Raw genomic sequence first — 20,334 nt, forward strand, 5'->3', positions numbered from 1 at the left:
CACCAAGAAGCAAGCGCGTACCGCCGGTAATACTTGTCGGTAACAACGTCTAGCCGTGGCCGATCCGCCGTCCTACGGTGCATCCATGCCGAACCTGCCCGATGTCGTGCTGTGGTCGATACCCGCCTTCGTGCTGCTCACCGTGATCGAGATCGTGAGCGTCAGGATCCATCCGGACGAGGAGGACGCGGGATACGAGGCGAAGGACGCCGCCACCAGCGTCGGCATGGGCCTCGGCAGCCTCGTCTTCGACTTCCTGTGGAAGATCCCGATCGTCGCGCTCTACACGGCGATCTACGAACTGACACCGCTGCGGGTGCCCGTACTGTGGTGGACCGTCCCGCTGATGCTGCTCGGGCAGGACTTCTTCTACTACTGGTCGCACCGCGGGCACCACGTCATCCGCATCCTGTGGGCCTGTCACGTCGTCCACCACTCCAGCCGGAAGTTCAACCTCACCACGGCGCTGCGCCAGCCCTGGACCACCTGGACCGTCTGGCCCTTCTACGTGCCGCTGATCGCCCTCGGCGTGCACCCGGCGGCGCTCGCGTTCTGCTCGTCCGCGAACCTCGTCTACCAGTTCTGGATCCACACCGAGCGGATCGACCGGATGCCCCGCTGGTTCGAGTTCGTCTTCAACACGCCGTCGCACCACCGGGTGCACCACGCCTCGCAGGGCGGCTACCTCGACCGGAACTTCGGCGGGATCCTCATCGTGTGGGACCGGCTCTTCGGGTCCTTCGTCGCCGAGACCGAGCGGCCCGTCTACGGGCTCACCAAGAACATCGCCACTTACAACCCGCTGCGCGTCGCCACCCACGAGTACGCCGCCATCGCCAGGGACCTGAGGGCGGCGGCGAGCTGGCGCGAGCGCGCGGGACGGGTGTTCCGCGGCCCCGGCTGGCAGCCGGCCCCGGCCCGCGCCGAGCGCGAGCCGGTCACGGAGTCCGTCGCGTGAGCCCACGGCACGCGCGCGTGCTGCTCGGTTCCTTCGGCGTGGCGGCCCTCGTGGACCTGGTCTCGCTGGCCGCCGGGTTCACACCGGGGCACCTCGTCGCCAAGCCCCTCCTGATGCCGCTGCTCGCCGCCCACACGGTCGCCCGCGGCGGACCGCGGCTCCTGGTCGCCGCCCTGCTCTGCGGCTGGGGCGGCGACGTCCTGCTGCTGTCCGACGCCGACCAGGCCTTCCTGGTGGGGATGGCCTCCTTCGCCGCCGGACACGTCTGCTACCTCGTCCTCTTCCGCAGAGCCGCCGCGCTCCGCCCGGCCACGCGCGCGCGGGGAGCGCTGCTCGCCGGCTACGCCCTCGCCCTGACCGCCACGGTCGCCCTGCTCTGGGCAGGCCTGCCCGCCGGTCTCCGGATCCCCGTCGCGGGCTACAGCCTGCTGCTGACCGCGATGGCGTACGGCGCCACCGGACTCGGACGCCTCGCGGCCGCCGGCGGGGCGCTCTTCATGCTCTCGGACACGCTCATCGCCACCGGCGTCGCCGACTGGCCGCAGCTGCCGAGACCGGATTTCTGGATCATGTCGACCTATGCCGCCGCCCAGTTCCTGCTGGTCAGCGGAGTACCGAACACCCTCGGCGCGCGGCCCGCGCCGAGGGCGGCGTACGGTGAGATGCGCTCAACCACCCCCTGAGCGCATCTCACCCCAGCCGATCAGCCGAGAAGGATCCTCGTCATGCGCGCCACCACCATCCACGCCCCTTACGACATGCGCGTGGAGGACGTGCCCGAGCCCGTGGTGCAGTTGCCGACCGACGCGGTCGTCCGGGTGCTGCGGTCCTGCATCTGCGGCAGTGACCTGTGGGCCTACCGCGGTGAGGCGGCGCGCAAGCCGGGGCAGCGGATCGGGCACGAGTTCCTCGGCATCGTCGAGGAGGCCGGCTCCGACGTGACCGGTGTGCGGCGCGGTGACCTGGTCGTCGCGCCCTTCATGTGGTCCGACGGCGTCTGCGACTACTGCCGCGAGGGGCTCACCACCTCGTGCGAGCACGGCGGATTCTGGGGCGCCGTGGGCTACGACGGCGGGCAGGGCGAGGCCGTGCGGGTCCCCTTCGCCGACGGCACCCTCGTCCAGCTGCCCAAGGAGGCGGCCTCCGACGACCGTCTGCTGTCGGCACTGCTGACGCTGTCCGACGTCATGGGCACCGGCCACCACGCTGCCCTCGGCGCGGGGGCCCGCAAGGGCGCCACCGTCGCGGTCGTCGGGGACGGCGCCGTGGGCCTGTGCGCCGTCCTGGCCGCCAAGCGGCTCGGCGCCGAGCGGATCATCGCACTCGGACGCCACGAGGTGCGTACGGACATCGCGCGCCGCTTCGGTGCCACGGACGTCGTCGCCGAGCGTGGCGAGGCGGCCGTCGAGGCCGTGCGCGAGCTGACCCGGGGACAGGGCGCGCACGCCGTCGTGGAGGCGGTCGGCACCGAGCAGTCCATGCGGACGGCCGTGAACATCACCCGCGACGGCGGCGCCATCGGCTTCGTCGGAGTGCCGCACGGCAGTGGCACGGGCCTGGACCTGGGCGTCATGTTCGACCGGAACATCGCGCTGCGCGGCGGTGTCGCACCGGTGCGCGCGTACATCCCGGAGCTGCTGCCCGACGTCCTGGACGGCACCATCGACCCGTCGCCGGTCTTCGACCGGACCGTCGACCTGGAGGGCGTGCCCGAGGGCTACAAGGCGATGGACGAGCGCACCGCCCTCAAGGTGCTTGTCACCAACGGCTGCTGACGGTCCGAAGGCTGCCGGCAGCGGGGCGATGCCGCCGACCCCGGGGAACGCGGCCTCGCCGGTGCCGTCCAGCGCGGGGCGCGGGCCGAGCAGGGGGATCAGGGCGGCGAGGGCCACCAGGGAGAGCAGGGTCACGGCCCGTCCGGCTGCGGGGCGCCGTGCCGGACCACTCGCGCCCGCCGCCTCGGCCGTCGGTCGTGTCGAGGTCACCCCGAGATCTTCGCCAGCCGGCACAGACCCGGGCAAGTGCGAGGAAACGAGCGGTGGTTCGGCATTCCGCCGCCGGATACGTGCCTGGACGGGCCCTCTCTCACGCTCTCCCGGCGCGGCCGGCGCTCCGACCGGCCCGGCGGCTCAGGCCCACCGGGCCGCGTCCGTCCCCCAACGCCCCGGTGGCCGCTCCCAGTCGGCCGGCCCGCCGGTGAAGGACACCGGCGTCCTGGCGTACTTGAGCCGGCCCAGGTCGCTGTCGGTCTCGGCGAGCCAGGGGCCCGGGTCGTACGGGGCCTTCGGGTGCTCCTCGGCCGGGCGCGCGAGCCCACCGACCAGCCACGCGGCGGTCCGGGCGAGTGACAGCCGGACGAGTCGCGTCCCGCCCTCCCGGGACCGCTCGGTGAGCGACCGGAGCACCGCGGCGGCCAGCAGATACCCCGTGCCGTGGTCGAGGGCCTGCGCGGGCAGCGCACCCGGCCGCTCGACGGACCCCTCGATCGCCGCGATCCCGGTGGCGACCTGCACCAGACTGTCGAAGCCCCGCCGTCCGGACCACGGCCCGTACCCGCCCCAGGCCGACAACTGCGCCACCACCAGTCCGGGCCGCCGCACGGCCAGTGCCTCCGGCGTGAGCGCGAAGCGGTCGAGGGCGCCGGGCCGGTACCCGGTGACCACGACATCGGCCTCGGCGAGCAGGTCCTCGAAGGTGCGGCGGTCCGCGCGCACGCTCAGGTCGAGCTTCGTGGAACGTTTCCCGAAGCCCGTGTCGGCGTGCGCGTCGGGGTCCTCGGGCAGCCGTGGTGTGTCCACGCGCAGGACGTCGGCGCCCAGCAGGGCGAGGGTGCGGGTGGCGACCGGGCCCGCGATGACCCGGGTGAGGTCCAGCACGCGCACGCCGGCCGCGGGCCGCAGCGGACCACCGGAGAGCCGGGTCGGCGTGCGCGGCGCGGACCGGTCCGCCTCGGCGACGGACTCCCGGCTCAGCAGGGGGTGGCGCGCGACGGCCGCCCCCTGTTCGTGCGCCGCCCACTCCGCGGCCGTGCGCAGGGCGACGGCCAGGCCCCCGGCCGCGTACACGGTGTCCTCCACCTCCGGGGCGGAACGCTCGGCCAGGCAGGCGGCGACCGTGTCCACGGACGCGTCGCTGCGCAGCCCCAAGGCATCGAGGAGCCGCGCCCGGTGGTGGGGATAGTTGGCGTGTGTGCGCACCCAGCCGTCGGCGGTCCGCCAGAACCGGGACAGCGGCGCGAAGTTCACGGGCGCCCGTCCGTCGACGAGCAGATGCCGCTCGCTGACGAACGCGGTGGCGACGGCACCGTCGTCGACCCGTACCCCGGGAACGTTCCCTCCGGTGCGGACCGCGGTCAGCTCGGCACCCGCGAGCGCGCACGCCCCCACGCACGCCCGCGCCAACTCCCGTACGAGCAACCGGGCGTCGAGCGTCCCCGCCCGGACGACCGTCGACAGCCGGGACAACAGCGCCGGGTCCCCGCCCAGTGCCGCCCACACGAACTCCGTACCACCAGCCGGTCGCGTCATACGGGCACTGTGCCAGACGGGTTCCGCACGGCCGGCGCCGCTGTCCTCGCCGTCACCGTCACCGTCGCCGTCGACTCCGGTGAGTACCTTTTCACCGACCGCTTCCGACCCGGTGCCACGGCCGTCCTCGGCGGAGGGCCATGGCACCGGCGGCGCGGGTGAGGCGTCGTCATCACGCCTGTGGCACCGGCACGTTCGTCATCTCGACGGGTGTGCCGGAGGCCTCGGGTCCCGGATCCGGGCTACCTGACCGCTCGCAGCGCGTTGACGATCCCGGCTCCGTAGAAACCGTTCAGGTGCTTGTTGCCGACGCAGGTGGCGTCGACGACGCCGTCGCCGTTCCCGTCGTACGGGCCGGTCGGGCAACCGGGGTTGTCCGCCTCGGCCTTCAGGAGCTTCTGGAGGGTGGCCGGGCCGGCCCAGGGGTACTTGGACTTCAGCAGCGCGGCCACGCCCGCGACGTGCGGTGTCGCCATCGAGGTGCCCTGCAGGAAGCCGTACTGGTTGTTCGGCAGGGTGGACAGGATGCGGCCGTCCTTCGACGGCGTGTCCGGGATCTGGAACCTGTCACCGCCGGGCGCCGCGACGTCGATGACGCCCTTGCCGTAGCTGGAGAAGTACGACTTGGCTCCGGTGACACCGGTCGAACTCACCGTGACGACACCCGGCAGCTGGGTCGGCACGTCGAAGCAGGTGTGCGGGTCGACGGTGCGGGGGACGGGCGTCGAGTCGTCTGGGCTGGACGCGTCGGCGAGCGCGTCCGCGTCGAGGTCGTCGTTGGAGTTGCCCGCCGCGGCGACGTTGAGCGTGCCCTTCCGCTGGGCGTACAGCTGGGCCCGGTTGACCGCGTCGACGATCGCCCGCTGGTCGGGGTCGTCCAGGCAGTTGTAGAGCCACGGGTCCACGTAGTAGCTGTTGTTGGTGATCTCCACGCCGTGATCGGCGGCGAACACGAAGGCGCAGACGACGCTCTCCGGGTAGAACAACTGGGTGGAGTCCGGCTCGGCCACCGTGATGCCCGAGACCTTCACACCCGGCGCGACGCCCGCGACCCCGACGCCGTTGCGGGCCGCGGCGATCTCACCCGCGACATGCGTGCCGTGGTAGTGGTCGGCGTCCACCGGGCGCCAGGCGCCGTACGTGGTGTCCGGTTTGCCGCCCACGCAGTTCGCGGACTGGGAGGCGGAGAAGTTCGGGGCGATGTCCGGGTGGGTGTCGTCGACACCCACGTCGATCACCGCGACCGTCACCTTCCTGCTGCCCGGGTCGGTCCTCGCCGCCTTGTCGGCGCCTATCGCGCGCAGGTCCCACTGGTCGGCCTCCAGGGGCTCCTGGCCCGCCGCGGCGCTCCGGGAGACCTTGGCGGCCTCCGCGGCCGACAGCACCTTCGCCGCGCCCTCGTCCGTCGTCCCCGCGGCCGCCAGCGGCGCCGTCCGTGTCGCGCCGGCCGACTGCACCCCGCGTACGGCGCGGATCCGTGGGCCGAAGTCCGGGTCGGCGGAGTGGACGACGATCACGCCGATCTGCTCGTAGGCGATGACGACACTGCCGCCGGCCGCGGCGATCGCCTTCTTCACCGACGCGATCGTGCGGTGGTCCGTCCGGGTGTTGACCACGTACGCCAGATTGGGGCCGTCCGCGCGGGTGGCGGCGGACGCGGTGAGTGGTGCGGCCGACGCGGCGCCCGGCAGGAAGCCGAGTGAGGCGGTGAGCGACAGGACGACCGGTACCGCGAGGGCGAGCCGGCGTCTGGATCGCAGATGAGCCATGGGATCTCCACATCATCCGGGACGAAAGCCGCCCGAACACACGGGGCGCTCGGGCAGGTACATGACGAGTGGTGCAGGCCGAAGTTATCCCCGGTCCGAGCTGGCCAGCAACGATTTCCGGAGATGACTTACGAAACAAGCGGGAGTCGACTTCCGAAAGAACCCGGGGGAGTTGAACCGGGCTCCGCGCGGCGCCGTGACCTTGAACGGGAGCGTGAGCCCGCTCGGGCTCCCGGCGGATCACGCCCGATGCACACCGTCTCCACCCGGTCAACGTGACCCGTGCCACTGTGAGGTTCGCACAACGTCCGTGCCCGTCCCGTCCCGGTCCGCGAGCCCCAACTCGCCCCCGTCCACCGTCACATCCGCACCCGCAACGCGAGGAGACTCCGTGGCTACCGACGCACCGCCCCCCTCGAAGGCCGATCCCGGGCTGCCCTCGACCGAGGAGTTCGCGGAGGTGCAGCAGAGCGCCGAGTTCGCCGAACTCCGCCGCTCGCACCGCTCCTTCGCCTTCCCCCTGACCGTCGGCTTCATCGCCTGGTACCTGCTGTACGTCCTGCTCTCGAACTACGCGGGCGACTTCATGGGCACCAAGGTGGCCGGCAACATCAACGTCGCCCTGATCCTCGGGCTCGCCCAGTTCCTCACCACGTTCCTCATCGCCTGGTGGTACTCGCGGCACGCCGCCGCGCAGCTCGACCCCAAGGCAGAGGCGATCAAGTCCCGGATGGAGGGCGGCGCATGAGCTCCGTACCGACCCTGCTCGCAGCCGGTGAAGCAAGTCAGCACCGGCCGCTGATCATCACCCTGTTCTCGGTGTTCGTCGCCGCGACCCTCGTCATCACCGTCTGGGCGGGCCGCCAGACCAAGGACGCCGCCGACTTCTACGCGGGCGGCCGCCAGTTCACCGGATTCCAGAACGGACTGGCCGTCTCCGGCGACTACATGTCCGCGGCCTCGTTCCTCGGCATCGCCGGCGCGATCGCCCTCTTCGGCTACGACGGCTTCCTCTACTCCATCGGCTTCCTCGTCGCCTGGCTGGTGGCCCTGCTCCTGGTCGCCGAACCGCTGCGCAACTCCGGCCGCTACACCATGGGCGACGTCCTGGCGTACCGCATGCGCCAGCGCCCGGTACGGACAGCGGCCGGCACCTCCACGATCGTCGTGTCGATCTTCTACCTGCTGGCCCAGATGGCGGGCGCGGGAGTCCTGGTCTCCCTGCTCCTCGGGATCACCAGCGACGGCGGCAAGGTCGCCATCGTCGCCCTCGTCGGCGTCCTGATGATCGTGTACGTGACCATCGGCGGCATGAAGGGCACCACCTGGGTGCAGATGGTCAAGGCCGTCCTGCTGATCATCGGCGCGCTGCTGCTCACCTTCCTGGTCCTGCTGAAGTTCAACTTCAACATCTCCGACCTGCTCGGCAAGGCGGCCGACAACAGCGGCAAGGGCGCGCCCTTCCTGGAGCCCGGCCTGAAGTACGGCGCCACCTCCACGACCAAGCTGGACTTCCTCTCCCTCGGCCTGGCCCTGGTCCTGGGCACCGCCGGCCTTCCGCACATCCTGATCCGCTTCTACACCGTGCCCACGGCCAAGACTGCGCGGAAGTCCGTGAACTGGGCGATCGGCCTCATCGGCGCCTTCTACCTGATGACCCTCGCCCTAGGCTTCGGCGCCGCCGCGCTGATCAAACCCGACGAGATCATCGCCTCCAACAAGGCGGGCAACACGGCCGCGCCCCTGCTGGCGCTGCACCTGGGAGGCGTCGACTCCGACTGGGGCGCCATCCTGCTCGCCTCCATCTCCGCCGTCGCCTTCGCCACGATCCTCGCGGTCGTCGCGGGCCTGACGCTGGCCTCCTCCTCGTCGTTCGCGCACGACATCTACGCGAACGTCATCAAGAAGGGGAAGGCCGACGAGAAGGACGAGATCAGGGCGGCCCGGTACGCGACGGTCGGCATCGGCGCCGTGTCCATCCTCCTGGGCGCCCTCGCCCGCGACCTCAACGTGGCCGGCCTGGTCGCCCTCGCCTTCGCGGTCGCCGCGTCCGCCAACCTGCCGACGATCCTCTTCAGCCTCTTCTGGAAGCGGTTCACCACCCCGGGCGCCCTCTGGTCGATCTACGGCGGTCTGGTCACGGCGGTCGGCCTGGTGCTGTTCTCGCCCGTCGTCTCCGGCAAGCCCACCTCGATGTTCCCGGACGTCGACTTCCACTGGTTCCCGCTGGAGAACCCCGGCATCATCTCGATCCCGGTCGGCTTCCTGCTGGGCTGGCTGGGCACCCTGCTGTCCAAGGAGGAGCCCGACACCGGCAAGTACGCCGAGCTGGAGGTCCGCTCCCTGACGGGCACCGGAGCGCACTGACGCCCCCTGGCCGACGGCCGCGTCGTAGATCCCTACGACGCGGCCGCGTCGTACCTCGTGGGATCCGGCCGCTCTGGATGTCCGTCCCGTCCCGTAGGCTCGATCGTGTCGGGTAAGGATCATCCGCATCGAGGGAGGGGGCCCACATGCTCATCGACACCTACGGCCGGGTAGCCACCGACCTGCGCGTCTCCCTGACGGACAAGTGCAATCTGAGATGCACGTACTGCATGCCCGAAGAGGGCCTGCAGTGGCTGTCCAAGCCGGACCTGCTCACGGACGACGAGATCGTCCGCCTCATCGGGATCGCCGTCACCCGGCTGGGCATCACCGAGGTCCGCTTCACCGGCGGTGAGCCCCTGCTGCGCCCCGGCCTGGTCGGCATCGTGGAGCGGGTCGCCGCCCTGACGCCCCGCCCGCGGATGTCCCTGACCACCAACGGCATCGGCCTCAAGCGAACCGCCGCCGCCCTGAAGGCGGCGGGACTGGACCGGGTGAACGTGTCACTGGACACGCTGCGCCCCGAGGTCTTCAAGACCCTCACCCGCCGGGACCGCCACCACGACGTCGTCGCGGGCCTCGAAGCCGCCCGCGACGCGGGCCTGACCCCGGTCAAGGTCAACACCGTCCTGATGCCGGGCCTGAACGAGGACGAGGCCCCGGACCTGCTCGCCTGGGCCGTCGCGCACGACTACGAGCTGCGTTTCATCGAGCAGATGCCCCTCGACGCCCAGCACGGCTGGAAACGCGAGGGCATGGTCACCGCCGGCGACATCCTCGACTCGCTGCGTACGCGCTTCGAGCTCGCCGAGGAGGGGGCCGGCGAGCGCGGTTCCGCCCCGGCCGAGCGCTGGCTCGTCGACGGCGGCCCGCACCGCGTGGGTGTGATCGCCTCCGTCACCCGCCCGTTCTGCGCCGCCTGCGACCGTACGCGTCTGACGGCCGACGGTCAGATACGCACGTGTCTGTTCGCCACCGAGGAGACCGACCTGCGCGCCGCGCTGCGTTCGGAGGCTCCCGACGAGGAGATCGCCCGCGTCTGGCGGCTGGCGATGTGGGGCAAGAAGGCGGGCTCGGGCCTGGACGACCCGTCGTTCCTCCAGCCGGAGCGCCCGATGTCGGCGATCGGCGGCTGAGACAGACGCCGGGGGAGCGTTCAGGCGCCGGGGGCCACCCAGTCGGCCAGCGGGACCACGTCCTTCAGGAACCCCCGCACGCCGAGGAACTGGGACAGATGCTCGCGGTGCTCGTCGCACGCGAGCCATGTCTTGCGGCGCTCCGGGGTGTGCAGCTTCGGGTTGTTCCAGGCGAGCACCCACACCGCGTCGGCGCGACAGGCCTTGGCGGAGCACTGCGGAGTGGTGGGAGCGGGCGACGGGTCGAAGAGCGGGAAGTTCACGCCTCAACCCTAGGCGGCTTCGAGACCCGCTCCGAACGAGCCCCGGGGAGGGCCGGAAACCGGTTCTCGACCGGACTTCGTCCGGCCTTCGAGCGGACCCTGATCCGGTCCCGGAACGGCTCCCAAAAGGCGACGCCGAGCAGCCACGGGGGGAGCTGCCCGGCGTCGGTCTGTCGCTCCGACGGGGGATGCGGAGCGCGTACGAAGTATGTCACGGGTAACCCGCTGCCCGGCACCGGAACAACATGATTGATCTGAGCTTTTCTTGAGCTTGGCGCGCGGCCGGATTCCGTTTCCGGCGGATCGTCCGTGGTCAGGCGTGGGGCGATTCGGAGTCCTGCGCGCTCGTGCGGGCGGCCCCCGGTCCCGCCCCGGCGTCGGCGGCGACATCCTCCGGGACCGGCTTCGCGAAGGCGTCCGGCCGGGGCGGGGAGATCATCGCCGGGCCGGGGAGGGTGACGAAGGTGGAGGGGAGCGACGGAGCGTTCTCGCGGCCCGCGTTGGCGATCACCACGGCGACGTAGGGGAGCAGGATCCCGAGCACCAGCGCGACGAGCGCGACGTGCCGCTCGACGTTCCAGAGGGTGGCGGCGAGGATCACGGAGAGGGTGCGGACGGACATCGAGATGATGTAACGGCGCTGTCTGCCGCGGACATCCTCGTCGAGCCCCTGCCTGGCCCCGGTGATCCGGAAGACCTGACCGCCGCTCTGCTTCCGCAGCATGTGCCACCACCTGCCTGTGTCGGACTCTCCCCGGCCCGTACCCGCGCGGACCCGGTCAGGGAGCGGGCCCGAACAGGTTCTACGTTACGCCGCGACTGCGTCGCCTTCGAGACCGGGGCGGGTCCGGTCCGAGGGGACCTGATGCGCCGTCGCGCGTATGGCCGAGCCCGACATGCGGCGTACGACGGCCGGACCGAGACTGGGCGTACTGCTCACGCGGAGCCGTACTAGGAGGCAGACATGGGCTGGTTGTGGGCGATCATCGTGGGCTTCGTGCTCGGCCTGCTGGCCAAGGCGATCCTTCCGGGCAAGCAGCACAGCCCCCTCTGGTTGACCACGATCTTCGGCATCATCGGCGCGATCGTCGGCAACGCCATCGCGGGCTGGCTCGGCATCGCCGAGACCAGGGGCATCGACTGGGGCCGGCACGCGCTGCAACTGGTGGCCGCCATCGTCATCGTCTTCCTGGGCGACATGGTCTACATGTCGCTGCGGGGCGACAGACAGCGGGCCTGAGGTACGGCGTCCTGAGCGTACGACCGAGGGGGCGGCCCTGACGGAGCCGCCCCCTCGGTCGTGCGTACGCGCGCGTGCTCAGGCGCCCGTGACCTCCACCGCGGCCAGGTTCTTCTTGCCGCGGCGCAGTACCAGCCAGCGCCCGTGCAGCAGGTCCTCCTGGGCGGGGACCGCGTCCTCGGCGGTGACCTTCGCGTTGTTCACGTAGGCGCCGCCCTCCTTGACCGTGCGGCGCGCGGCGGACTTGCTGGCCACCAGGCCGACCTCCGCGAAGAGGTCCACCGCGGGGCCGAGCTCGGCGACCTGGATGTGCGGCACCTCGGAGAGGGCCGCGGCCAGCGTCTTCGCGTCGAGCTCCGCCAGCTCGCCCTGGCCGAACAGGGCCCGGGACGCGGCGATCACGGCGGCCGTCTGGTCGGCGCCGTGCACCAGCGTGGTCAGCTCCTCGGCGAGCGCGCGCTGCGCCGCGCGGGCCTGCGGGCGCTCCTCGGTCTGCCGCTCCAGCTCCTCGATCTCCTCGTGGGACCGGAAGCTGAAGATGCGCAGGAACTTGGAGACGTCCCGGTCGTCCGCGTTCAGCCAGAACTGGTAGAACGCGTACGGCGTGGTCATCTCGGGATCCAGCCAGACAGTGCCGGACTCCGTCTTGCCGAACTTGGTGCCGTCCGCCTTGGTGATCAGCGGAGTGCCGAGCGCGTGCACCACGGCCTCCGGCTCGACCCGGTGGATCAGGTCCGTGCCCGAGGTGAGATTGCCCCACTGGTCGCTGCCGCCGGTCTGCAGGGTGCAGCCGAACCTGCGGTACAGCTCCAGGAAGTCCATGCCCTGCAGGATCTGGTAGCTGAACTCCGTGTAGCTGATGCCCGCGTCGGAGTTGAGCCGCCGCGAGACGGCCTCCTTGGCGATCATCTTGTTGACCCGGAAGTGCTTGCCCATGTCACGCAGGAACTCGATGGCCGACATGCCCTGGGTCCAGTCCAGGTTGTTGACCATCACCGCGGCGTTCGGGCCCTCGAAGTCCAGCAGCGGGGCGATCTGCGCGCGCAGTCGCTCCACCCACTCGGCGACGACCTCGGGCGAGTTCAGCGTGCGCTCGGAGTTCGGCTTCGGGTCACCGATCAGACCGGTGGCACCGCCCACCAGGCCCAGCGGACGGTGCCCCGCCCGCTGGATCCGGCGCATCGTGAGGATCTGCACGAGGTTGCCGAGGTGCAGGCTGGGCGCGGTCGGGTCGAAGCCGCAATAGAACGTGACGGGACCGTCCGCGAACGCCTTGCGCAATGCGTCCTCGTCCGTGGAGAGGGCGATCAGCCCCCGCCACTTCAGTTCGTCGACGATGTCCGTCACGGTTCTCGTATCTCCTTGAGTGGTCTCGTGAATCAGGTACGAGGTTATACGCCCCGGCTGACAGAGCTCATGTTGAAGTCGGGCACCCGCAGCGCGGGCATCGCGGCACGTGTGAACCAGTCGCTCCATTCGCGCGGCAGGGTCTTCTCCGTACGCCCGGCCTCCGTCGCGCGCCCCAGCAGATCCACCGGTGACTCGTTGAACCGGAAGTTGTTGACCTCGCCGACGACCTGGCCGTTCTCCACGAGGTAGACGCCGTCCCGGGTCAGGCCCGTCAGCAGGAGCGTCGCCGGGTCGACCTCGCGGATGTACCAGAGGCAGGTCAGCAGCAGCCCGCGCTCGGTGGCGGCGACCATCTCCTCCAGGGAGCGGTCGTCGCCGCCGTCCAGGATCAGGTTCCCGATCGTCGGCGCGACGGGCAGCCCGGTCAGGCCGGCGCTGTGCCGGGTGGTGGAGAGACGGGCCAGCGTGCCCTGGCTCACCCAGTCCGTCGCGGACAGCGGGAGCCCGTTGTCGAACACGGACGCGTCGTCGCCGGAGGAGTGCGTGAGCACGAAGGGCGCGGACTCCAGTCCCGGCTCGTTCGGGTCGCTGCGCAGCGTCAGCGGCAGCTCGGTGAGCTTCTCGCCGACGCGGGTGCCGCCGCCCGGCTTGCTGAAGACCGTCCGGCCCTCGGCCGCGTCCCGGGCCGCCGCCGACCACATCTGGTAGATCAGCAGGTCCGCGACGGCGGTCGGCGGCAGCAGCGTCTCGTAGCGCCCCGCCGGCAGGTCGACGCGCCGCTCGGCCCAGCCCAGCCGGACGGCCAGCTCGGCGTCCAGCGCCGCCGGATCCACGTCCTTGAAGTCACGGGTGGAGCGTCCCGCCCACGCCGAGCGCGTACGGTCGGGCGACTTGGCGTTGAGCTCCAGCGTCCCGTTGGGCTGGTCGTGCCGCAGACGCAGCCCCGTCGACGTACCGAGATAGCTGGAGACCAGCTCGTGGTTGGCGAAGCCGTACAGCTCACGGCCGCCCGCACGCGCGCGTGCGAACGACTCGCCGAGCGCGGGGGCGAAGTCCGCGAAGACGGTGGAGGAGGTCTCGGCGGGCGCGTCCGTGAAGTCCGGGGACTCGGGTACGCCCGTGACCAGCGGCTGGGCGTCCTCGGCGGGGCCGGCGCCGCGGGCCGCCGCCTCCGCGGCCCGCACCAGCGGCTCCAGTTCGTCCGCGGTCACCGCCGCGCGCGAGACGACCCCGGACGCCGTGCCCTCGCGGCCGTCGACGGTCGCGACGACGGTGAGCGTGCGCCCGCGCGTCACCCCGTTCGTGGTCAGCGCGTTGCCCGCCCAGCGCAGGTTCGCGGTCGAGTGCTCGTCGGCGATCACCACACAGCCGTCCGCGCGGGAGAGTTCGAGGGCACGCTCGACGATCTCGTGCGGCTTGTTCTGCTGGTTGGGGCGAGCGCTCATCGACCGGCCTCCTGCGTCGTGTTCAGAATGTTGACGCCCTTGAAGAGGGCGGACGGGCAGCCGTGCGAGACCGCCGCGACCTGGCCCGGCTGGGCCTTGCCGCAGTTGAAGGCACCGCCCAGGACGTACGTCTGCGGACCGCCCACCGCGGCCATGGACCCCCAGAAGTCGGTCGTCGTCGCCTGGTACGCGACATCCCGCAGCTGACCGGTGATCCGGCCGTTCTCGATCCTGAAGAACCGCTGCCCGGTGAACTGGAAGTTGTAGCGCTGCATGTCGATCGACCAGGACCGGTCGCCGACGACGTAGATGCCGCGGTCCACACCCCCGATCAGGTCCTCGGTGGAGAGGCCCGCGGGGTCCGGCTGCAGGGACACGTTGGCCATCCGCTGCACGGGCACGTGCCCGGGGGAGTCGGCGTAGGCGCATCCGTTCGAGCGCTCGAAGCCGGTCAGCCGGGCGATACGGCGGTCGAGCTGATAGCCGACGAGCGTGCCGTCCTTCACCAGGTCCCAGGACTGGCCCTCGACGCCCTCGTCGTCGTACCCGATGGTCGCGAGGCCGTGCTCGGCGGTGCGGTCACCGGTGACGTTCATCCGCTCGGAGCCGTACCTCAACTTGCCGAGCTGGTCGAAGGTGGCGAAGGAGGTGCCCGCGTACGCGGCCTCGTAGCCCAGCGCGCGATCCAGTTCGGTGGCGTGGCCGATGGACTCGTGGATGGTCAGCCACAGGTTGGAGGGGTCGACCACGAGGTCGTAGAGCCCCGACTCGACGCTCGGTGCCCGCATTTTCTCGGCGAGCAGCTCGGGGATCCGCTCCAGCTCGGAGTCCCAGTCCCAGCCGGTGCCCATCAGGTACTCCCAGCCGCGCCCGGCCGGTGGCGCGATGGTGCGCATCGAGTCGAACTCGCCGCTCGACTCGTCGACGGCGACGGCGGTCAGCTGCGGGTGCAGCCGGACGCGCTGCTGGGTGGTGACGGTCCCCGCCGTGTCGGCGTAGAACTTGTTCTCGTGCACGGTCAGCAGCGAGGCGTCGACGTGGTTGACGCCGTCGGCCGCCAGCAGCCGGGCACTCCAGTCCGAGAGCAACCCGGCCTTCTCCTCGGCGGGCACGGAGAACGGGTCGATGTCGTACGACGAGATCCACGTCTTCTCGGCGTGCACCGGTTCGCCGGCCAGCTCCACGCGCTCGTCGGAACCCGCCGCCTTGATCACCTGGGCCGACAGCTTCGCCATCGCGACGGCCTGGGAGGCGACCTTCGCGGCCGCGTCCATCGTCAGATCCACGCCGGAGGCGAACCCCCAGGTCCCGCCGTGCACCACCCGCACCGCGTACCCCAGGTCGGTGGTGTCCGACGATCCGGCGGGTTTGGCGTCGCGCAGCCGCCAGGACGCGCTGCGCACCCGTTCGAACCGGAAGTCCGCGTGCTCGGCGCCCAGGGCACGGGCGCGCGCTAGCGCGGCGTCGGCCAGGGCCCGCAGCGGCAGTGCCGTGAAGGCTTCGTCGATGGAATGAGGCACGGAGGTCTCCCTGCTGTCGTGGCCTGTCGGGTCCGATCATGTCGCGCGGGCGGGGCCGGGGGCCACGGCTTTGCCTCGGCCGAGGCCGGATCTTTCCGTCGGCCGAAGGCGCCTTTCTGTAGGGATCCGACAGCGAGCCCCCCGCGCCACTGTCGGGGACCGATTCTCCGGGAGACGGACCGGACCGATAGGTTTTCGGGGAAGGCGCCTGTCCTGCAGGGGTTTCAGACTGCTATCGAAAGGGTGATCCGTTGAGCCGCTCGGTTCTCGTCACCGGAGGCAACCGGGGCATCGGCCTCGCCATCGCCCGCGCGTTCGCCGACGCCGGCGACAAAGTCGCGATCACATACCGCTCGGGGGAGCCGCCGGCCGCCCTCACCGCCCTGGGGTGCCTCGCCGTCAAGTGCGACATCACCGACACCGAGCAGGTGGAGCAGGCCTACAAGGAGATCGAGGCCGAGCACGGCCCCGTCGAGATCCTGGTCGCCAACGCCGGCGTCACCAAGGACCAGCTCCTGATGCGCATGTCCGAGGAGGACTTCACCACCGTCCTCGACACGAACCTCACCGGCACCTTCAGGGTCGTCAAGCGCGCCAACCGCGGCATGCTCCGTGCCAAGAAGGGGCGCGTCGTCCTCATCTCGTCGGTCGTGGGGCTGCTGGGCTCCGCGGGGCAGTCGAACTACGCCGCCTCCAAGGCCGCCCTGGTCGGCTTCGCGCGGTCGCTCGCGCGGGAGCTCGGCTCGCGGAACATCACCTTCAACGTCGTCGCGCCCGGTTTCGTCGACACCGACATGACCAAGGTGCTCACCGACGAGCAGCGTGCGGGCATCGTCGCCCAGGTGCCGCTCGGCCGGTACGCGCAGCCCGAGGAGATCGCCGCGACGGTGCGGTTCCTCGCCTCGGACGACGCCTCGTACATCACTGGAGCCGTCATTCCGGTTGACGGCGGACTGGGAATGGGTCACTGATCACCATGAGTGGAATCCTCGAGGGCAAGCGCGTCCTGATCACCGGTGTGCTGATGGAGTCCTCCATCGCGTTCCACACCGCCAAGCTGGCCCAGGAGCAGGGTGCCGAGATCATCCTGACCGCGTTCCCGCGGCCCACGCTGACCGAGCGCATCGCCAAGAAGCTCCCGAAGCCGACCAAGGTCATCGAGCTCGACGTCACCAACGACGAGCACCTCGGGCGGCTGGCCGACATCGTCGGCGAGGAGCTGGGCAGCCTGGACGGCGTCGTGCACTCCATCGGCTTCGCCCCGCAGGACGCCCTCGGCGGCAACTTCCTGAACACGCCCTTCGAGTCGGTCGCCACCGCCATGCACGTCTCGGCGTTCTCCCTGAAGTCGCTGACCATGGCCTGCCTGCCGCTGATGCAGAACGGCGGCTCGGTCGTCGGCCTCACCTTCGACGCGCAGTACGCGTGGCCGCAGTACGACTGGATGGGCCCGGCCAAGGCCGCGCTGGAGGCCACCAGCCGCTACATGGCACGCGACCTGGGCAAGCAGAACATCCGCTGCAACCTCATCTCGGCGGGCCCCCTCGCCTCCATGGCCGCCAAGTCCATCCCGGGCTTCAGCGACCTGGCCGCCGTATGGGACAACCGCTCCCCGCTGGAGTGGGACCTGAAGGACCCGGAGCCGGCCGGCAAGGGTGTCGTCGCCCTGCTGAGCGACTGGTTCCCGAAGACCACCGGCGAGATCATCCACGTCGACGGCGGTCTGCACGCGATCGGCGCGTAGGCGCGCGGACCACGGTTCTCGAACGCCCCGTTTCCCGCCTCGCGCGGGGAGCGGGGCGTCGCCCGTTCGGCCCAGCCGGCCGGGCGGCAGGGGCACCGCACCACGCACGATTGGAGTACGCACCGCCCCGCAGCCGTACGGCCGAGGAGGTCCCCTTGTGCGCCTGTCCCGCCGTTTTGCCCCGGTGTTCGCCGCCGTCACGCTGATGATCGCTCTGCCGTACGACGCGATGCCCAACGCGAGCGGGCGCCACGAGAGCACCGCCGTGCCGCAGCCGTTCGGCGCCGCGTGCCGCACCACGGTCGCCGGCTCCCACGCGGTCGCCTACTGCCACAACCCCTATCCGGGGCCGGACCTGGTCAGTCTGCACATCGAGTGCGACCGCTGGTGGGACATCGACACCGACAGCACCGCGGTCGAGGCGGGACCCGCGATGACGGTGCGGATGGAGGGCCGGTGCTGGAAGGAGATCCGCTCGGTGTGGGTCAGCCACCGGAAGGCGGACGCCTGAGCCACGGGCGGCACTGGAACGGGTAGCCCGCGGCCTCCGCGGCCGCCGCCTCCGTGTCACCCCCGCGGATCGCGTCGACGAGCCGCGTGTGGTCCATGTACGTCTCCGGCGTCAGCGCCTCGCCGACGTCGTCGCGCAGCCAGTCGCGCAGCACCTCGCCCAGGTCCGCGTACATCGCCGTCATGACGTCGTTGTGGGACGCTGCCACCACCGCCAGATGGAAGGTCGCGTCGGCTGTCACGAAGGCCTCCGTGTCGCCCGACTCCCAGGCGTCCTCGCGCCGGCCCAGCAGCGCGTCGAGCTGCTTGAGATCGCGCTCGGTGCGCCGTTCGGCGGCCAGCTTCGCGGCGCTCGACTCCAGTGTGGAGCGCAGCTCGGCGATGTGCCGGGGGTCGGCGTCGGCGAAGCGCCGGTGCATCACGCCCGCGAGTTCGCTGGTCGCGACGACATAGGTGCCCGAGCCCTGGCGGATGTCCAGCAGGCCGTTGTGGGCGAGCGCGCGGACGGCCTCCCGGACCGTGTTGCGGGCGACGCCCAGCTGTTCGACGAGCTCCGGTTCGGTCGGGATGCGGGAGCCGACCGGCCACTCGCCGGAGGTGATCTGGTTCCGCAGCTCGGCGATGACCTGCTCGGAAAGCGCCGAACGGCGGGGGTGGCTCAGCGGCATGGCGGTCCTTCGTACGGGCCCGGGTGTGGTCGTTCGCGCGGGGCCGGAGGTTCCGGAGATTAACGCAGCGAGATTGGACACCCAATCATCCCATGATTCTATGATGGCGTCATGGCCATCGAGGAAACCCGGACCACCATGTCCCCACCGATACGCGGCTCCGCGGGTCAGGAGCCCAGGAGCGGGACGGCATCCCCGCAGGCTTCCCCGCGCGCGTGGACGACGCGACTGGTGATCGTGGGCATCGTCCTCGCGGCCCTCAACCTGCGTCCCGCCATCACCAGCTTCGGCGCCCTCCTCGAAGAGGTGCGCGACGGACTCGGCATGAGCGGCAGCGTCGCCGGACTGCTCACCTCCGTGCCACCGCTCTGCTTCGCCGTCTTCGGCGTCATGGCACCGCGGCTCGCCCGCCGCTTCGGGCCCGGCGCGGTCGTCTGCGCCGGGATGGTCGCCATCACGGCGGGGCTCGCGATCCGCCCGTACACCGGGAGCGCGGCCGGCTTCCTGGCCGCCAGTGCCCTCGCGCTCATGGGCATCGCCGTCAGCAACGTGCTCATGCCGGTGATCGTCAAGCGCTGGTTCCCGGACCGGGTCGGCTCGATGACCGGCCTCTACTCGATGGCGCTCGCCCTGGGCACCTCGGCGGCCGCCGCCCTGACCGTGCCCATGACCGACGCCCTGGGCGGCAGTTGGCGCTCGGGGCTCGCCGTGTGGGCGGGACTCGCCGGGGTCGCCGTGCTGCCGTGGATCGCGCTCGTCCGCACCCGGGACGCCGCTTCCCCGGGCGGTGAGCGCGCGCCCGCCGCGGACGCCGCCCCGCACGAGCCCGACGGGCTGCGCATCACCCGCAGCCGTACCGCCTGGGCCCTCGCCGTCTTCTTCGGGCTCCAGGCCACCGCCGCCTACATCACGATGGGCTGGATGCCGCAGATCTTCCGCGACGCGGGCGTCTCCGCGGGCACCGCGGGACTGCTCCTCGCCGTCACGATGGTGATGGGCGTGCCGCTGGCCTTCGTCATCCCGCGTCTGGCCACCCGGCTGCCCCACCAGGGCCCCATCGTGGTCGCGCTCGGCGCCTGCGGACTCGCCGGATACGCGGGTCTCTACGCCGCCCCGGCAGGCGGCGCCTGGGCCTGGGCCCTGCTGCTCGGCGTCTCCAACTGCGCCTTCCCGCTCGCCCTCACCATGGTCGGCATGCGGGCCCGGACCGGGGCGGGCGTCGCACAGCTCTCGGCCTTCGCGCAGAGCACCGGCTATCTGCTCTCGATTCCGGGACCCCTGCTCGTGGGCGTGCTCTACCAGCACAGTGGCGGCTGGGGGCTGCCGATCGCGCTCATGGCCGCGCTGATGATCCCGCAGATCGCGGTGGGCGTCCTGGCGGGCCGCGACCGCACGGTCGAGGACGAGGCCACCCCCGTACCCAGCCCCTGAGGACACGGGCCCCGGGGCGTCGGCGGACGCGAGGCCCTGAGGATGCGGGCGGTCCCGGGACGACGGCGGCCGCGAGGCTTGGGACGCGGGCGGTCCAGGGACATGGTCGGTCGCGAGCCTTGGGGAGCGGGTGCCCCGGGGCGTCGGCGGACGCGAGGCACCGAGGATGCGGGCGACCCGCACTCTCGGGGCGCCCGCGGGCCGGACCCCGGTACGTCCGTCGGCCAGGGATCTCCCAGGCGCCCCTGACCGGACCCCGGGTCGTGCCGAGGCCCGGACGCCGGGGCGCGTCCCCGGCCGGACCCCGGGCCGCGCCGCCCACCGGAACCCCGGGAGCCGTCGACCGGACCCCGGACGGCGGGGCGACACGGGGCCGGACGGCCGACCCCACCCACCGGAGACCGGC

19 protein-coding genes are annotated in these 20,334 nt (G+C 71.5%); 11 read left to right on the forward strand and 8 right to left on the reverse strand.

Annotated elements, in window-relative coordinates:
* Positions 1-85: 85 nt before the first annotated feature.
* From OG199_RS31735 to OG199_RS31745, 3 genes are read left to right on the forward strand one after another with little or no spacing between them, the layout of a single operon-like run.
* Positions 86-958, forward strand: coding sequence for a sterol desaturase family protein (locus OG199_RS31735; protein WP_356801279.1), 873 nt, complete (start codon positions 86-88; stop codon positions 956-958).
* Positions 955-1,641, forward strand: a complete 687-nt coding sequence (locus tag OG199_RS31740; RefSeq protein ID WP_405832363.1) for a lysoplasmalogenase — start codon at positions 955-957, stop codon at positions 1,639-1,641. Before OG199_RS31735 ends, OG199_RS31740 begins: the two co-directional genes overlap by 4 nt.
* 42 nt (positions 1,642-1,683) lie before the next feature.
* Positions 1,684-2,733 carry a zinc-dependent alcohol dehydrogenase family protein gene (locus OG199_RS31745; RefSeq protein ID WP_266698145.1) on the forward strand — a complete coding sequence of 350 codons (1,050 nt, stop codon included), beginning with the start codon at positions 1,684-1,686 and terminating at the stop codon, positions 2,731-2,733.
* A gap of 354 nt (positions 2,734-3,087) precedes the next feature.
* Here the strand turns inward: OG199_RS31745 and OG199_RS31750 are convergent, their stop codons facing one another.
* Positions 3,088-4,485: a CoA transferase gene (locus OG199_RS31750; protein WP_405832365.1), complete on the reverse strand. Its 1,398-nt coding sequence runs from the start codon at positions 4,483-4,485 to the stop codon at positions 3,088-3,090.
* Between the two features lie 242 nt (positions 4,486-4,727).
* Positions 4,728-6,254 carry a S8 family serine peptidase gene (locus OG199_RS31755; protein ID WP_356801274.1) on the reverse strand — a complete coding sequence of 509 codons (1,527 nt, stop codon included), beginning with the start codon at positions 6,252-6,254 and terminating at the stop codon, positions 4,728-4,730.
* A 391-nt stretch (positions 6,255-6,645) separates the two neighbouring features.
* On the opposite strand from OG199_RS31755, the gene OG199_RS31760 reads away from it, so the two are divergent.
* From OG199_RS31760 to moaA, 3 genes are all read left to right on the forward strand, one after another.
* Positions 6,646-7,002, forward strand: a complete 357-nt coding sequence (locus OG199_RS31760) for a DUF485 domain-containing protein (RefSeq protein ID WP_356801273.1) — start codon at positions 6,646-6,648, stop codon at positions 7,000-7,002.
* Entirely contained in the window at positions 6,999-8,621 is a 1,623-nt protein-coding gene (locus tag OG199_RS31765; RefSeq protein ID WP_356801271.1) for a cation acetate symporter, read from the forward strand. The genes OG199_RS31760 and OG199_RS31765 overlap by 4 nt, the downstream gene beginning before the upstream one ends.
* A gap of 146 nt (positions 8,622-8,767) precedes the next feature.
* Complete coding sequence (gene moaA / locus OG199_RS31770) at positions 8,768-9,757, forward strand: GTP 3',8-cyclase MoaA (RefSeq protein WP_356801269.1); 990 nt, start codon at positions 8,768-8,770, stop codon at positions 9,755-9,757.
* A gap of 20 nt (positions 9,758-9,777) precedes the next feature.
* Here moaA and OG199_RS31775 read toward each other — a convergent pair whose 3' ends face one another.
* A complete protein-coding gene (locus OG199_RS31775) occupies positions 9,778-10,020 on the reverse strand; it encodes a hypothetical protein (RefSeq protein ID WP_356801267.1) in 243 nt (80 codons plus the stop codon).
* A gap of 313 nt (positions 10,021-10,333) precedes the next feature.
* Positions 10,334-10,744, reverse strand: a complete 411-nt coding sequence (locus tag OG199_RS31780) for a DUF3099 domain-containing protein (protein WP_356801265.1) — start codon at positions 10,742-10,744, stop codon at positions 10,334-10,336.
* Positions 10,745-10,984: 240 nt separating this feature from the next.
* On the opposite strand from OG199_RS31780, the gene OG199_RS31785 reads away from it, so the two are divergent.
* A complete protein-coding gene (locus OG199_RS31785) occupies positions 10,985-11,260 on the forward strand; it encodes a GlsB/YeaQ/YmgE family stress response membrane protein (protein WP_356801263.1) in 276 nt (91 codons plus the stop codon).
* A gap of 78 nt (positions 11,261-11,338) precedes the next feature.
* Here OG199_RS31785 and tyrS read toward each other — a convergent pair whose 3' ends face one another.
* Genes tyrS through OG199_RS31800 form a run of 3 tightly spaced genes read right to left on the reverse strand, consistent with a single transcriptional unit; the run spans position 11,339 to position 15,575 of the window.
* The gene (gene tyrS / locus OG199_RS31790) at positions 11,339-12,607 is read right to left on the reverse strand and encodes a tyrosine--tRNA ligase (RefSeq protein WP_266698137.1); all 1,269 of its coding nucleotides are present in this window, start codon (positions 12,605-12,607) and stop codon (positions 11,339-11,341) included.
* 44 nt (positions 12,608-12,651) lie between these two features.
* Positions 12,652-14,055: a metallopeptidase TldD-related protein gene (locus OG199_RS31795; protein WP_401809725.1), complete on the reverse strand. Its 1,404-nt coding sequence runs from the start codon at positions 14,053-14,055 to the stop codon at positions 12,652-12,654.
* Positions 14,052-15,575, reverse strand: coding sequence for a TldD/PmbA family protein (locus tag OG199_RS31800; RefSeq protein ID WP_356808138.1), 1,524 nt, complete (start codon positions 15,573-15,575; stop codon positions 14,052-14,054). Before OG199_RS31800 ends, OG199_RS31795 begins: the two co-directional genes overlap by 4 nt.
* Before the next feature lie 251 nt (positions 15,576-15,826).
* On the opposite strand from OG199_RS31800, the gene fabG reads away from it, so the two are divergent.
* The 3 genes from fabG (at position 15,827) to OG199_RS31815 (ending at position 17,830) form a co-directional block, all read left to right on the forward strand.
* On the forward strand, positions 15,827-16,546 hold the full coding sequence (gene fabG / locus OG199_RS31805) for a 3-oxoacyl-[acyl-carrier-protein] reductase (protein ID WP_356808140.1): 720 nt from the start codon (positions 15,827-15,829) through the stop codon (positions 16,544-16,546).
* 5 nt (positions 16,547-16,551) lie between these two features.
* A complete protein-coding gene (gene fabI / locus OG199_RS31810) occupies positions 16,552-17,319 on the forward strand; it encodes an enoyl-ACP reductase FabI (protein WP_266698134.1) in 768 nt (255 codons plus the stop codon).
* Between the two features lie 157 nt (positions 17,320-17,476).
* Positions 17,477-17,830 (forward strand): hypothetical protein, encoded by a 354-nt coding sequence (locus tag OG199_RS31815; RefSeq protein WP_356808144.1) that lies wholly within the window; start codon positions 17,477-17,479, stop codon positions 17,828-17,830.
* Here OG199_RS31815 and OG199_RS31820 read toward each other — a convergent pair.
* A complete protein-coding gene (locus tag OG199_RS31820) occupies positions 17,805-18,497 on the reverse strand; it encodes a FadR/GntR family transcriptional regulator (protein WP_351721130.1) in 693 nt (230 codons plus the stop codon). The genes OG199_RS31815 and OG199_RS31820 overlap by 26 nt on opposite strands.
* 111 nt (positions 18,498-18,608) lie before the next feature.
* On the opposite strand from OG199_RS31820, the gene OG199_RS31825 reads away from it, so the two are divergent.
* Positions 18,609-19,928 carry a CynX/NimT family MFS transporter gene (locus OG199_RS31825; protein ID WP_356808146.1) on the forward strand — a complete coding sequence of 440 codons (1,320 nt, stop codon included), beginning with the start codon at positions 18,609-18,611 and terminating at the stop codon, positions 19,926-19,928.
* The last annotated feature ends 406 nt before the right edge of the window (positions 19,929-20,334 follow it).

The organism is Streptomyces sp. NBC_01176 (assembly GCF_045039825.1).
Taxonomy (GTDB): domain Bacteria; phylum Actinomycetota; class Actinomycetes; order Streptomycetales; family Streptomycetaceae; genus Streptomyces.